Consider the following 13,427-nt stretch of genomic DNA (forward strand, 5'->3'; position numbering starts at 1 on the left):
CAGCAGCCTCGACCTATCCTTAAACCCGCGCTAATCCCTAAGAATCAATTCAAGAACGCCCGGAAACAGCGGGCGCCAATATGAGGGTCTAGGATGAAAACCCCGGTAATTTCGGCGACAGGCCTATGGACACCGCCGCACTCCATCTCGAACGCAGAACTGGTCGAAAGCTACAACCAGTGGGCGGATAACTGGAATCTGGAGCGCGAAGCAGATATCGCCTCTGGCGCGATCGAGCCGAAGACTCACTCCTCAGTCGAGTTCATCGAAAAGGCCTCTGGCATCAAATCCCGCTATGTCATCAACAAGAGCGGCGTGCTGGACCCGGACATCATGGCACCTCGCATTGCCGAGCGCCCGAATGACAAGATCTCTGTCCTGGCGGAAATCGCTGTGAATGCGGCGCGTCAGGCTCTGGACCGCGCTGGCCGCAAACCCGAAGATATCGACGCCGTCATTTGCGCCGCCTCCAACATGCAGCGCGCCTATCCGGCGATGGCCATCGAAGTCCAGGAAGCCCTCGGCTGCAGCGGCTTTGCCTTTGACATGAACGTCGCCTGTTCTTCCGCTACTTTTGGCATCCAGACTGCGGCAGACTTCGTCCGCTCCGGCAGCGCCCGCTCTGTTCTGATGGTGAACCCGGAAATCTGTTCCGGCCATTTGAACTTCACTGACCGCGACAGCCACTTCATCTTTGGAGATGTGGCGACTGCCGTGCTGGTGGAAGACAAGGATTTCGCACCGGCAGAGCACTGGAACATCCTCGGCACAAAGCTCAAAACATCCTTCTCCAACAATATCCGGAACAATTTCGGCTTCCTCAACCGCGCCGCACCGGAAGGCATCGATGCCCCGGACAAGCTGTTCAAGCAGGAAGGCCGCAAGGTGTTCAAGGAAGTCGTTCCCATGGTGGCGGAGATGATCAACACGCACATGGATGAACTGGGACTGGATAAGGACGGCCTGCGCCGCATGTGGCTGCACCAGGCCAATGCCAATATGAACCGGCTGATTTCTTCCCGGGTTCTGGGTCGCGAAGCGTCAGATGATGAAAGCCCTACAGTGCTGGATACGTATGCGAATACTTCGTCGGCCGGATCGATCATCGCGTTCCACAAGCATTCGGACGACTTCAAGGCCGGTGACAAAGGCCTCATCTGCTCCTTCGGAGCAGGCTATTCAGCCGGCACTGTTTTTGTCGAAAAGTCTGCCTGAGGCAGTGCGCCTTTAAAGGCGGCAGACGGTCTGGATTAATCGTCCAGATCGTCCATGAACATGTCGCCCCAAAGCACTTCACGGCTTGAGCGAACAGCCTCAACCACGACGATGCCACAGCCCATCAGCAATACGCCAAAAGCAATTGCCTGGGTCGAAAAAGCAGTCGTCAATGATTCAAGCATGGTCACCTCTACTTTGTGCCGGAAACGCCAGTTGGACGTGTCCTGAAATTGATGTGACCTTTCTGCCCTGAAGGCCTTAACAGCAGCTTTTTTAATTGGGGCGGAAAAGCGATGACTTCGTAACCGGAAGGGCGTTTTTTGTTTACCCTTATGTCTATCGTATGCGGAACAATTAACGAGCATCTCGCAACACGATGATTTAAAAGGTATTTTTTATGAACACAGAAAGCTGTGAATTTCGTCCGTCCACATGTCCTTTTCTTAAATATGGTTCATGCTTCCAAACCATCGCCCTTGCCTAAGCTTGTTTACGAATCCCCTGCCCCACTGATTGTGGCACACACCCCCTCTTTCATCTGGCAAGACGCATGATTTCATCCCGACTGCACACAGCGCTGAAACCAAAGGATTTACCCTTTTGCCACTCTGCCTCCAATGCCGTAAAGAGGAGGCAAGATGAGCACGCGTGTGAAGCAATCCGCAAAGACACCCAGGGTTTGGCAGCGCATGCTGTCCGGCCGACGGCTGGACCTTGCCCACCCCTCGCCAATGGATGTGGAAATCGAGGACATTGCCCATGGCCTGGCCCGTGTGGCCCGCTGGAACGGGCAGACAACAGGCGAGCATGCATTTTCCGTGGCCGAACATTCTGTTCTTGTGGAGCAGATATGCCGCAAGCTGGACCCTAAACTCTCGGCCAGGCACAGTCTGACCGCCCTGCTGCATGACGCCCCGGAATATGTGATCGGAGACATGATCTCTCCCTTCAAGGCGCTGCTGGGTGACAGCTACAAATCCATTGAGAGCCGTCTGCAGGAAGCCATTCACATCCGCTTTGGCCTGGCCCCTGTAACGCCGGTGAAGCTAAAACGGCTGATAAAGAAGGCTGACCTGATCTGCGCCTGGCATGAGGCCGTACAATTGGCAGGCTTCTCCGAGACAGAATCAAATCGCCTGTTTGGGAAGCCGCCGGAAGAAACCCGGCTTAAGTTGAAACCCAGCGCCATTCCCGAAGCGCAGGAAGCCTTCCTGAAGCGCTATGACCAGATCAACAAGAAGATTGGGCCCGCCACATGATCTCATCTGTCCCACTGCTGATTGGCCTGTCCGCCGTCATGGTGGCCACGGAAGGAGACATGCCGCTGGTTCTGGTTACACAGCGCGAGACAGGAGAAGACGCCCTGCCCTTTGGTGTCTTCAATCCCGAACGTCATCGTACCTTTGACCTCTCCCTGCGCGGCTGGGTGAGAGAGCAGACCGGGTTTGAACTTGGCTATGTCGAGCAGCTCTACACATTTGGCGACAAGGACCGGGAAACGCCTGAGGCCACACTGGCCGGCGCGCCGCCCAATGCCCGCGTGATTTCCGTCGGATATCTGGCGCTGACACCGGACGCTCGCCCGGCAGGTGCTTCCTTCGAGGCCAAATGGCATTCCTGGTACAGATATTTTCCGTGGGAAGATCATCGCAATGGCCGCCCTGGTCTGATTGACGATCTGATTGCTCCACGCCTCATGACCTGGGCCCTGGGCAATGACCAGAGGCTTGAGCGCGCGCGCCTTGCCTTTGCGCTGGAGGGCGAGCGTTGGGTAGAGGAACGTGTGCTCGACAGATACGAATTGCTGTATGAAGCAGGCCTCGTGGCCGAATGCGCCCGCGATGCCGGCCTGCCCAAGCCGGATGTGCGCCTTGGAGAGGTAATGGCCTCAGACCACCGCCGCATTCTGGCGACCGCCATTTCCCGCCTGCGCGGCAAGCTGAAATATCGCCCGATCGTTTTTGAATTGATGCCAGACCGCTTCACCCTGAGCGCCCTGCAGCGCACCGTCGAAGCTATCCTGGGCATGCCGCTGCACACCCAGAATTTCCGCCGCGCGCTGGACAAGACAGGTTTTGTCACCGGAACGGGGGCGATGGAAACCGGTACGGGTGGGCGCCCGGCAGAACTCTATCGATTCTGCCGGGACAAGAGTGCAGGCTTGGCCACGTCTGGTCTTTCGGCCCCGCGAAAGACTGCGGACTAGCCTCTATTCCAGGCCTTCCGGCTCACCGACCACGATAAAGCTGAACCGCTCCGGCGCGAGATACTCGGCCGCAACCGCATTCACATCATCGAGTGTTACAGCTTCCACCATCGCATTGCGACGGTCAAAATAGTCCACGCCCAACTCATCCTGGCGCACAGACATCATCTGCCCTGCAATCTTCGCATTGGAATCAAAGGCCAGCGGATAGGAGCCCATCAGGTAAGCCTTGGCATCGGCCAGTTCTTCTTCGGTGACGCCGCCTTCAGAGATCTTGCTCATCTCGTCCTTCAGGCCTGCAATGAAATCGCCAGCACTTTCATTCTTGGTCTGACCACCGCCATTCCAGGATTGGAATTTCTCGCCAAAGCTCAGCGATGTGTAGACGCCATAGGTCAGCCCCTGTTGGACACGCAGCGTGTCCATGAGGCGGCTTTTGAAGCCACCGCCGCCGAACGTGTAGTTCAGCACATAGGCCGGAAAGAATTCCGGGTCCTTGCGCTCAACGCCGGGCGCAACAAACTGCACCAGGCTTTGCGGCTGCGGCAGGGGCACCACAAACGTACCGAAAGTGTCTGCAGCCGTGTAGTCGATTGCGGGAATGTCAGGCAGATCGCTGGTCTCGGGCAGGTTTGCCGCGATTTCATCGATCATCGGCGCCAGCTCTTCTGGCGTGACGGCCCCAACTGCGGTTACCAGCAACCGGTCCTTCACCATCAGCTTGCGCATGTGCGCCTTGGCCAATTCAGGGGTCAGAGACGCAACGCTCTCTGCAGAGGTTTCCCGCGCTAAGGGATGATCCGGATACAGCGCCTGAGCCTGCGCCCGCCAGGCAAGATAGCCCGGATTGGTCTCACGTGTGTTCAGCGAGACCTGCTGCTCACGCAGGAAACGTTGGAACGGACCTTCATCGAAGCGCGGATCTTCAAAGGCTTCAGAGATAAGGTCCATGGCCTCGCCCGCATTGTCGGTCAGCATCGACGCGGAACAGGAGGTCCAGAGATTGGACGCGCCGCAGCTGAAACTCATGTTCAGCTCTTCCATACGCGTCTGGAAGCCAAGCGAGTCGAGGTCCCCGGCGCCTTCATTCATGTGATAGACGACAGCGTCGGCCAAGCCTTCCATGCCTTCGGGATCAGACGCCTCACCACCTTCCCATGCCATTTGCAATGACAGGATCGGAATGGAAGGCTCAGACACCAGCCACACAGAAACGCCGCCCGGCGTCGTGAATTGCTGGATCTGGGCGAAATCGCCTTCATGCGTCATGACGTCGAGCCCGGCCTCTTCTTCGACCAGCTCGGCGGTAACTTCTTCAGTCACTTCGGTTGGGGTGACAGGCTCTGCCGTGGTGCACGCAGCCAGCGTGAAGGCCAGGGCAGCCCCGGCCATGAGGTCAATGCGTTTCATCTCAGGAATCTCCCTCAGCAGGCAGCAAGTGCGCCTCGATATAGTGGCGGTCAGGCCCGAACACCTTGCGGACAGCGGCCAGCGCTTCTTCCGTGGTGACGCCCCGAATATTATCAGGATAGTCCAGCACATCATCCACCGTCCCACCGAGCGCCAGTGTGGAGCCAAACACATTGGCCATGTTGCTCTGGCTGTCACGGGCATAGATCGCGCTCGCGGCCAGCTTGTTGCGGGCGCGCTCGACTTCCTCATCGGTGAAGCCTTCGGCCAGCACCTCTTCAAGATCCGCCATCACGGCTGTTTCAAGTTCTTCAAGCGAGACGCCAGGTGCGGGGCTGGCACTGATAACGGCCGGGCCTTCATCGTGCAGCGTCGTCCACGCCACCGTGTTCACATTGATTGCAACATTCTGCTCTTCCACGAGAGACTGGTAGAGGCGGCTCGTCATGCCACCGCCAAGAACCTCCAGGCCGACATCCAGCGCGTAGGAGAAGTCACGGTCGCGGCTTTCGGAGGTGCCATTGTAATAGCGGCTCCAGCTAGGCTGTCGTATTTTCGGATCGGAGTATTCCAGCTCCTTGGTTTCCGTCAGCAGCGGCACGGATTCCCATTTGCGATTGCCATGGGCGGTGCCGGTCGGTTTGATACGGCCATAATGCTCTTCCGCCATGACGCGGACTTCTTCCGGCGTCACATCTCCGGCCACGACCAGAATGGCATTCTCCGGGCTGTAGTATTCCTTGTAAAAGGCCATGCCGTCTTCCGGCGTCAGCGCGGCGACCTCGTCCATCTTGCCGATGACCGTGATCTCATAGGGGTGATCCTTCCAGAGTTCGGACAGAACCATTTCCTGAAGGATAGCACCGGGATTATTGTCGATCCGCTGACGGCGTTCTTCCTTCACGACATCGCGCTCTGAAATGAACGGGCCTTCCGGGTCGTCATTGATGATCAGGTCCGTCATGCGCTCAGCTTCCAGCGCCATCATCGTGCCGAGATGCTGCTTGGCCACACGCTCGTAATAGGCTGTGTAGTCCCAGCTGGTGAACGCGTTGTTCACACCGCCATTGCGGGAGACAATGTCATCGAACTCACCAGGCCCAAGATCATCGGTCTCCTTGAACATGATATGCTCAAACAGGTGCGCGAGGCCCGATTTGCCCGGCACTTCGTCAACGGCGCCAACCTTGTACCACACCATGTGCGTGACGACTGGCGCGCGATGATCGGGCACGACCACCACTTCCATGCCATTGTCCAGGCTGAACGTGGTAGGGGCCCAGTCCGTATCATCCGCACTGGCGGTAGACAGGACAGCCGAGAGCGCAAAAAGCCCCCCGGTAAGTATCCGTTTCATGGGCTTTCTTCCTCTCAGATGTCGAGATTATGCATGAGTGTCAGGCGTCTCAGGTTCCTGGCAGCTTGATGCGGGCTTTTTCATTCGTCCGCTCGATAATGACTTCTTCGCCGCCGGTTGCGCTGTCGCTTTCCAAGCCGGCAATCGTCTCTTCATCATCACTACGCCAGAAGAGAATACGGTCCGCAATGCTCTTGGGCTTGCGAAGCGTTTTGGTCTCTTCGTAATCAACTTCGGTGCGGATGATCGGGTCAACCGCATTGGCATTCGCTGCGGCGACGAGTGCACGTTCTGAAGCGCTGGCATCCCGGCCGATCGTCGCTCCGAAGGCAGTCGCCGTCTCATTGCGGGAGCCGTCCAGTTCAGGCGGCAGAGAGCTGCCAGCCGATGGCGGACGCAGCTTGTAGTTTGGTGGAACCGTCAGCGGCGCCATGGTGACGACGCGAAACTCATCCGGTGTGCGCGCGCCGCCGCCCGAGGACGTGCAGGCCGTTGACGCAGCAACCGCTACGCCTGCAGCTAGAAGGAAAATCTGTTTCTTCATATCAGGGCGTCCTCGCCTTCACATTAACTATTACTCAGGCTGTTTACCGGCCTGCTTACGGCCCGACAGTACGAACTGGTCAACAAACAGCAAGACCGCACCAACACTAATTGCAGCATCGGCCACGTTAAAGACCCATGGGAAATGTAGCGCGCCAGCATTGATGAAGTCCACAACAGCGCCAAACCGCACGCGATCTATCAGATTTCCGAATGCCCCGCCGACAACCAGCGCCAGCGACAACCGGAGCAGCCAGCCCTCTGCATGGCGTACCAGCCAGTACAGGAAGCCAATGGCGATCACCAGCATCAGGATCGCCAGGATCCACCGGCCAATGCCTTCGGACTGGAACATGCCGTAGCTCATGCCCCGGTTCCAGACCATGGTCACGTCAATTGGCCCGGCGACAGGGATGTGGCCGCAGCGTGTCAGGCCCTCCAGACAGGAGAGCGCGTTGAGGCGTGGCTCATTCAGGATGAGCCATTTCGACCACTGGTCCACCACAACGACAAGCGGAATGAGCGCCAGCGCCCAGATATAGCCGGGTTTCAACTTCATGCCCGGCAGATTGCAGCTTCAGGCGATCCAATCAAGCGATTCTGAGCACTTTGCCCACAGCTCATCCTGCCACCTTATCCCAGGCCTTTACGGCCAGGGCATCACGCCGCGTAATATCCGGGAAATCCGGGTCTGCGGTTGCCGGGTCAAAATACTTCCAACTGCGGCGGCATTTGATGCCGTCTGCCTTCTCCGGATACACGACCACGCCGCTCGTATCGTCCAGCGTGAACCCGCCGCCTTCTGCGCTCGCCGAGTGAATCAGCTTTGCGCCAGACGTGATGAACAGGTCTGCCGGGTCTTCGCCCTTGAACGCATCGATCAGCGCCTTGTCTGCGATGTAGACTTTCGGAGCTGCCTCCAGCGATGCGCCAATACGCTTCTCCCGGCGCTCCACTTCCAGCGCGCCTGTCACAACGCGGCGGACCGTGAATATCTTGGCCCAGCGGGCAGCAAGATCTGTATTCAGCCAGCCTTCCGGTGTTTTCGGAAATTGAAGAAGGTGCACGGATTCCGCGCTGGACTTCAGATGGCTTTCCAGGAAGGCCTCTTCCATCGTGAACGGCATGACCGGCGCAAGCCAGGTCAGCAGGCGTTCCAGAACGGCCGCCATCACCGTGCGGGCAGCGCGGCGGCGATTGCCGTAGCGGGCTGTCTTGTCATCCCAGGCAGAGAGGGTCTCAAAGCGCGGGTCGCAATAGAGGCTGTCTTTGCGGATATCGAAATAGACCGCCGACAGGTCCACGCCGCAGAAATTGATCAGCAGCGACATGATGCGCTTGAAGTCATACACGGTGTAGGCCGCACGAATTTGCTGATCGAGTTCGGCAAGGCGATGCAGCACCCAGCGCTCTAGGCTTGGCATGTCTTCCTTGGGAAGGGCCTCTTCTTCGGTCCAGCCATCCAGCGCGCCCAGCATGTAACGCACCGTGTTGCGCAGCTTGCGATAGGTCTCGACAGAGCCCTTGATGATCTCGTCAGAGATGCGCAGATCTTCGGTATAGTCGCCGGACGCCGTCCAGATGCGGAGGATCTCGATGCCATACTGTTTCTGGATCTGCTCCGGTTCGATCGTGTTGCCGATCGATTTCGACATTTTCTTGCCGTCGGCATCGACGATGAAACCGTGCGTCAGCACCTGTTTGTAAGGCGCCATGCCGCGCGTGGCGCAGCATTCCAGCAGGGATGACTGGAACCAGCCTCGGTGCTGGTCAGAGCCTTCCATGTAGAGGTCCGCCTGCCCGGTTTCCGGATCGATGATGCCGCGCTCGCGTAGCGCGAAGGCGTGCGTGGTTCCCGAGTCGAACCAGACGTCGAGCACGTCCGTTACCTTGTCCCATTCATTGGCCGACAGGCCGAGGGGGCTCAGGAAATCTTCCGCCGGTGTATCGAACCAGGCTTCGACGCCGCCCTTGGAAATCGCGGTCTTGATGGCGTCGTTCAGCGCGTCGGCCTGCTCTTTCGGCAGCGCAGCGGTGTGCGGCTGGCCAGACTTGTTGACGAAGATGGTGATCGGCACGCCCCAGTTGCGCTGGCGAGAGATCAGCCAGTCCGGGCGGCCTTCGACCATGGAGCGCAGGCGGTTGCGGCCGACGGCCGGGAAGAACTCGGTCTCGTCGATGGCCTTCAGCGCGTTCTCGCGGAGCGTCTTGCCGTTCGGGCCCGGCTTGTCCATCGAGATGAACCATTGCGGCGTCGCCCGGCGGATGACCGGCGCCTTGGAGCGCCAGGAGTGCGCATCGCGGATCGTCGTCATGCCGCGCGCGAGCAGATTGCCGCTCTCGGCCAGCGCCTTGATGACTTCCGGGTTCGCCTTGCCCGGCTCACCGCGCTTCTTGCCGCTGGTGCGGATGATATCCATGCCGCCAAAGCGCGGCACGTCCGGCGTGTAGCAGCCGTCCGCGTCAACGATCTGGCGGATCTCCTGCGTCGTGCGGCCGGACTCGACCCAGACATTGAAGTCGTCCTCACCATGCGCGGGCGCGGTGTGCACAAAGCCCGTACCCGCATCGTCGGTGACATGTTCGCCAGCGAGGAGCGGGATGTCATGGGCGAAAAACGGGTCCATCGCGTGAAGCGGGTGAAGGAGCTGATCGAACGAAGTTGTCGTGCCAAACTTCACCCCATCCAGACGCTTCCACTTACTCACCTTTGCAGCATCAAAGACGCTGTCGGCGAGCTTGTCTGCGATGACCAGTCTTTCTCCGACTACCGCGTATGGTTTGAATCCCAACTCCTCCTCGGAAGCCACCTCTTGGACTTCGTAGATTCCGTAATCAATGTCGGAATTGAAGCTGACAGCTTGGTTGGCCGGGATGGTCCATGGAGTGGTTGTCCAAATCACAACCGCGTCGGCATTTGGTGCAAAGGGGTCGTCCATCTGAGCAATTGGAAACTTCACCCAGATCACCGGCACTTTGCGGTCTTGGTATTCGACTTCCGCTTCGGCGAGCGCTGTGCGTTCCACCGGGCTCCACATGATCGGCTTCGCGCCGCGCACGAGAGAGCCAGTCATCGCCATGCGCAGGAATTCGCCGACGATGGAGGCTTCGCTCTCGAACTTCATGGTGAGGTAGGGATTGTCCCACTCACCCTCGATGCCGAGTGCCCGGAATTCGGCCTTCTGGATGTCGACCCATTTTTCGGCATAGGCGCGACAGGCGGCGCGGAACTCTCCGGGCGGCACGTCGTCTTTCGTCTTGCCTTTGGAGCGGAACTCTTCTTCCACCTTCCATTCGATGGGCAGGCCATGGCAGTCCCAGCCCGGCAGATAGGCGGCATCGAAGCCTGCCATCTGGTGGCTGCGGACGATGATGTCCTTGACGATCTTGTTCATCGCCGTGCCGAGGTGAATGTGCCCATTCGCATAGGGCGGGCCATCATGAAGGATCCACTGCTCAGCCCCGCGCGCCTTCGCATCGGCACGCATCTTTTCGTACAGTTTCAGATCATCCCAGCGTTTGATCCAGTCGGGCTCGCGCTTGGGCAGGCCGCCTCGCATCGGAAACTCGGTGGAAGGCAGGAACAGCGTATCGCGGTAATCGCGGGCAGTCAGGGAATCGGTCATTTCGGGCCTATGGCAGTTTTGGCGTGTTTTACGGAAATGCCGGGCAATGGCCACGGCTTTTTTCATGTTTGCAGAGCATGACTTCCCGGCTTCGCGGCCCCGTCGAACGGGTCAGCGCGCAGCCGGGCGGCTAATTCGTATGCAGCAAATCCGTGCCATGCCGCTTGCCTAGCAGCACAGACTTAAGAAGTCACTATTGCGGCGCATCTTCGGAAATCGCCATCAACCGGTCGGAAACCTTGCCGCACAGCAGATGGAAAACATTGGCATTCTCTATCAGATTTGCCCAGGTGACCCCGTTGTCCAGGATGACATAGCGCGACACATGCACCGTATTGTCGTCCGCCTTGTAGAGAGATACCGCCGCATAATCCCGGTCAATGTCCATAACATCGGCCACACTGACCCGCGAAGAATATACGGCCATGAACTCAATGCCCCGGCAATCCGTCCCGCCAGCCCCGGCACAGACCGTATAGGCGCCGAAGGTCATTCCATCCGGCATCTGCCCGAAAACAAAGGGTGCACCCTCGGCATTCTTGCCGGCGGCCATGAAAGACGCGCCCAGATCATCCAGCATCAGCTTCAGATCATCCACAGTCACGGAATGAACGAGGAAATAAGGGGAGCGCTTCGGTTCAGTGGAGACATCAGCGCCCGCTGGCGCACACATCGCCAGTACAATCCCTGCACTCATCACCAGCTTGAACACGCCCGCACCTCTGCCTTCTCTACCCCAAAGCTTACGAAGTGAATGCGGCAGCGATTTGGCGAAATTGGTGGCTTATATGGCCTTCAACCGGGATTTCGCCTCGATCACGTCCCGGCCCATCTGGTCAATCATCAGGTCGACCGTGTCGAATTTCAGCTCAGGTCGAAGATAGGAAACCATCTCCACCTCCAGCCAGGCGCCATAAATATCGCTGTCAAAATCAAAGATATGCGTTTCAAGCAGCGGATCGCGCAGACCTGTGGTGGGCGTGCGGCCAAAATTGGCAACGCCATGAAGCCAGTCTCCCGCGCGGTCGACCCGCGCACGCACGGCATAGACGCCATGCTTGGGATGCACCAGTTCACCCATCTGCATGTTCGCCGTCGGGAAACCAAATTTCCGGCCATTGCGCTCGCCCGACACAACCGGGCCATCGGCGATCCAGTTATAACCAAGTATGTCCGCCGCGACTTCCGGCTCCCCAGCTCTCAGGGCTTCGCGGATCGCGGTGGAAGATGCCTTGGCCTCATGCTCCTGCACTTCCTCGACAATGGTCACCCCAAAGCCGAGCGCGCGTCCAAGACTGGAGAGTCTTTGCGCATGCCCCATTCGGCCGCGGCCAAAGCGAAAGTCAAAGCCTACCGCGACATGGCTGATGCCCAGCCCCTCGACCAGAACCTGGCGGACGAACTCCTCATCCGTCTTGGCAGCCATTTCGCCATTGAACGGCAGCTCGAAGACCGAGTCCGCGCCAAGCGCCAGAATGGCGGCGTCGCGGCGCTCTGGTCGCAAAATCCGGAAGGGCGGATCGCCGGGACGGAAATAGGCGCGTGGAGGTGGCTCAAACGTCGCCACCGAGAACTTCCCGCCGCCAGCCTTCTCTGCCGCCGCAATGACGGCGCGGTGGCCAATGTGCAGACCATCAAAATTGCCCAGCGCGATGGACGCCCCACGCGCGATTCCCGGCAATCCGCGATAGTCTGCATAGATCGTCATTATGCGTCCCGGCGGGGCGCGACGACTTCGGCTTCGCCGGTGATCACCCGCTTGCCGTCGACCGTGCACTCAACTTTCAGAGTGACGCGATTGCCGCGATCTTTCTTCTCGGCCACTTCGGCACGCACCGTCACTTCGTCACCAATGTGAACGGGGCGTTTGAAGCGCATGGACAGTCCGATGAAGATGGCGCCCGGGCCCGGCAGAATATTGCCCAGAATACCCGAAATGTAGCTGGCGGTCAGCGCACCATGGGCGATACGTTTGCCAAAGACAGTCTTCGCCGCGAACTCGTCGGACATGTGAAGCGGGTTGAAATCCCCAGACACTTCAGCAAAGCGCTGAATGTCATTTTCGGTGATGGTATGCACGGTCTCATGGGCCATGCCGATCTCAAGATCTTCGTACTTATATCCGGTGAATGCGCTCATCCGACTCGGGCTCCTGATTGTTTTCCGGCAATTTCGTTACACGCTGCAACGCAGCGCGTCACCATCTGAGGCCAGTCATCGCGTAAGTCGCGGTCTCCCCATAGTCTGCCAGCAGGTCAGTTACCTCGGCTTTGAAGTCTTCGCCATGCTCCTTCAAACCTGTTCCGACATATAGCCGGTCGAGGCCCTGCTGACGCGCGCCGCGCATGTCTGTCGCCGGGCTATCTCCGATGCAAAGAATACGTGACGTATCCTCTGCAGCATCGCCCAGACGTTCCAGGCAAAGCTGATAAATCGCGCTATGCGGCTTTCCGGGATAGATGACCTCTCCGCCAAGATCCTCATAAATCTCTGCCAGAGCGCCTGCGCACCAGAGCAACTTGCCGCCGACGCGGACCTGCTTGTCAGGATTGGCACAGATCATCGGCAGTCCCCTGTCCACGCCCGGCTGCAACTCGTCGCGATACTGAGACGGGTGATCGCGCAGCTGGTCCCGCAGGCCGATGCAGAGCAGCATGTCGGCCTCATCCGGTTCGCCAAAGGTCAGGTCCAGGCCTTCATAAAGGAACTTGTCGCGCTCCCAGCCGGAATCTGCCCCCATACGCCAGATTGTCTTGTCGCGGTGGCGCACCAGAACGTTACGTGTTGCATCGCCGGAAGACACGCAATCATCATAGACACTGCGTGGCACCCCCAAGGGCTCGAACAGGTCCACAACCTGCGCCTTTGGAACCGGCGCATTGGTTATCAGGCAGACCTTGCCGCCAGCCTTGCGGAAATTGGTCAGCGCATCGCAAGCCTCATCAAAGGCCTGGCGTCCATTGTGGATAACGCCCCAGACGTCGCACAGGATGGCGTCATAATGGCCTGCGATCTCGGACAGTCCGCCCGGAAACTTCAAATCAGTCATCTCTGCGAGGTAGGCTCA

Annotated in this window: 13 protein-coding genes; 3 read left to right on the forward strand and 10 right to left on the reverse strand. The window is 58.7% G+C overall.

The features are described 5' to 3' along the window. Positions 1 to 93: 93 nt before the first annotated feature. Positions 94 to 1,215, forward strand: a complete 1,122-nt coding sequence (locus tag HY29_RS07540; protein ID WP_034794960.1) for a beta-ketoacyl-ACP synthase III — start codon at positions 94 to 96, stop codon at positions 1,213 to 1,215. Between the two features lie 35 nt (positions 1,216 to 1,250). Here the strand turns inward: HY29_RS07540 and HY29_RS19175 are convergent, their stop codons facing one another. Then, the gene (locus tag HY29_RS19175) at positions 1,251 to 1,400 is read right to left on the reverse strand and encodes a hypothetical protein (protein WP_155836564.1); all 150 of its coding nucleotides are present in this window, start codon (positions 1,398 to 1,400) and stop codon (positions 1,251 to 1,253) included. A gap of 456 nt (positions 1,401 to 1,856) precedes the next feature. On the opposite strand from HY29_RS19175, the gene HY29_RS07545 reads away from it, so the two are divergent. Together HY29_RS07545 and HY29_RS07550 are read left to right on the forward strand one after the other, a co-directional pair. Further along, entirely contained in the window at positions 1,857 to 2,477 is a 621-nt protein-coding gene (locus tag HY29_RS07545) for a YfbR-like 5'-deoxynucleotidase (RefSeq protein WP_034794963.1), read from the forward strand. Next, positions 2,474 to 3,424 (forward strand): NUDIX hydrolase, encoded by a 951-nt coding sequence (locus tag HY29_RS07550; protein ID WP_034794965.1) that lies wholly within the window; start codon positions 2,474 to 2,476, stop codon positions 3,422 to 3,424. The genes HY29_RS07545 and HY29_RS07550 overlap by 4 nt, the downstream gene beginning before the upstream one ends. Before the next feature lie 3 nt (positions 3,425 to 3,427). Here the strand turns inward: HY29_RS07550 and HY29_RS07555 are convergent, their stop codons facing one another. From HY29_RS07555 to HY29_RS07595, 9 genes are all read right to left on the reverse strand, one after another. Then, positions 3,428 to 4,834 (reverse strand): M16 family metallopeptidase, encoded by a 1,407-nt coding sequence (locus HY29_RS07555; RefSeq protein ID WP_034794967.1) that lies wholly within the window; start codon positions 4,832 to 4,834, stop codon positions 3,428 to 3,430. Position 4,835: 1 nt separating this feature from the next. Then, positions 4,836 to 6,191, reverse strand: a complete 1,356-nt coding sequence (locus HY29_RS07560) for a M16 family metallopeptidase (protein WP_034794969.1) — start codon at positions 6,189 to 6,191, stop codon at positions 4,836 to 4,838. Between the two features lie 49 nt (positions 6,192 to 6,240). Next, positions 6,241 to 6,735 (reverse strand): DUF3035 domain-containing protein, encoded by a 495-nt coding sequence (locus HY29_RS07565; RefSeq protein WP_034794971.1) that lies wholly within the window; start codon positions 6,733 to 6,735, stop codon positions 6,241 to 6,243. 30 nt (positions 6,736 to 6,765) lie between these two features. Then, a complete protein-coding gene (gene lspA, locus HY29_RS07570) occupies positions 6,766 to 7,293 on the reverse strand; it encodes a signal peptidase II (protein ID WP_034794973.1) in 528 nt (175 codons plus the stop codon). A gap of 61 nt (positions 7,294 to 7,354) precedes the next feature. Continuing rightward, on the reverse strand, positions 7,355 to 10,360 hold the full coding sequence (gene ileS, locus HY29_RS07575) for an isoleucine--tRNA ligase (RefSeq protein WP_034795203.1): 3,006 nt from the start codon (positions 10,358 to 10,360) through the stop codon (positions 7,355 to 7,357). A 193-nt stretch (positions 10,361 to 10,553) separates the two neighbouring features. Next, the gene (locus tag HY29_RS07580) at positions 10,554 to 11,072 is read right to left on the reverse strand and encodes a type III secretion system chaperone family protein (RefSeq protein ID WP_034794975.1); all 519 of its coding nucleotides are present in this window, start codon (positions 11,070 to 11,072) and stop codon (positions 10,554 to 10,556) included. A gap of 72 nt (positions 11,073 to 11,144) precedes the next feature. After that, complete coding sequence (gene ribF, locus HY29_RS07585; protein ID WP_034794976.1) at positions 11,145 to 12,068, reverse strand: riboflavin biosynthesis protein RibF; 924 nt, start codon at positions 12,066 to 12,068, stop codon at positions 11,145 to 11,147. Next, positions 12,068 to 12,499, reverse strand: coding sequence for a MaoC family dehydratase (locus HY29_RS07590; RefSeq protein WP_034794977.1), 432 nt, complete (start codon positions 12,497 to 12,499; stop codon positions 12,068 to 12,070). The genes ribF and HY29_RS07590 overlap by 1 nt, the downstream gene beginning before the upstream one ends. A gap of 58 nt (positions 12,500 to 12,557) precedes the next feature. Continuing rightward, positions 12,558 to 13,409: a TIGR01459 family HAD-type hydrolase gene (locus HY29_RS07595; RefSeq protein ID WP_034794978.1), complete on the reverse strand. Its 852-nt coding sequence runs from the start codon at positions 13,407 to 13,409 to the stop codon at positions 12,558 to 12,560. Positions 13,410 to 13,427: the final 18 nt, after the last annotated feature.

The sequence above is a fragment of the Hyphomonas beringensis genome, from assembly GCF_000682755.1.
Lineage (GTDB): Bacteria > Pseudomonadota > Alphaproteobacteria > Caulobacterales > Hyphomonadaceae > Hyphomonas > Hyphomonas beringensis.

Excerpts from the sequence above, each read along its gene's own strand:
- HY29_RS07555 (WP_034794967.1), bottom strand. The coding sequence starts at position 4,834 with ATGAAACGCATTGACCTCATGGCCGGGGCTGCCCTGGCCTTCACGCTG.
- HY29_RS07545 (WP_034794963.1), top strand. The coding sequence starts at position 1,857 with ATGAGCACGCGTGTGAAGCAATCCGCAAAGACACCCAGGGTTTGGCAG.
- HY29_RS07560 (WP_034794969.1), bottom strand. The coding sequence starts at position 6,191 with ATGAAACGGATACTTACCGGGGGGCTTTTTGCGCTCTCGGCTGTCCTG.
- HY29_RS07550 (WP_034794965.1), top strand. The coding sequence starts at position 2,474 with ATGATCTCATCTGTCCCACTGCTGATTGGCCTGTCCGCCGTCATGGTG.
- ribF (WP_034794976.1), bottom strand. The coding sequence starts at position 12,068 with ATGACGATCTATGCAGACTATCGCGGATTGCCGGGAATCGCGCGTGGG.
- HY29_RS07595 (WP_034794978.1), bottom strand. The coding sequence starts at position 13,409 with ATGACTGATTTGAAGTTTCCGGGCGGACTGTCCGAGATCGCAGGCCAT.
- HY29_RS07590 (WP_034794977.1), bottom strand. The coding sequence starts at position 12,499 with ATGAGCGCATTCACCGGATATAAGTACGAAGATCTTGAGATCGGCATG.
- ileS (WP_034795203.1), bottom strand. The coding sequence starts at position 10,360 with ATGACCGATTCCCTGACTGCCCGCGATTACCGCGATACGCTGTTCCTG.
- HY29_RS07565 (WP_034794971.1), bottom strand. The coding sequence starts at position 6,735 with ATGAAGAAACAGATTTTCCTTCTAGCTGCAGGCGTAGCGGTTGCTGCG.
- HY29_RS07540 (WP_034794960.1), top strand. The coding sequence starts at position 94 with ATGAAAACCCCGGTAATTTCGGCGACAGGCCTATGGACACCGCCGCAC.
- HY29_RS19175 (WP_155836564.1), bottom strand. The coding sequence starts at position 1,400 with ATGCTTGAATCATTGACGACTGCTTTTTCGACCCAGGCAATTGCTTTT.
- lspA (WP_034794973.1), bottom strand. The coding sequence starts at position 7,293 with ATGAAGTTGAAACCCGGCTATATCTGGGCGCTGGCGCTCATTCCGCTT.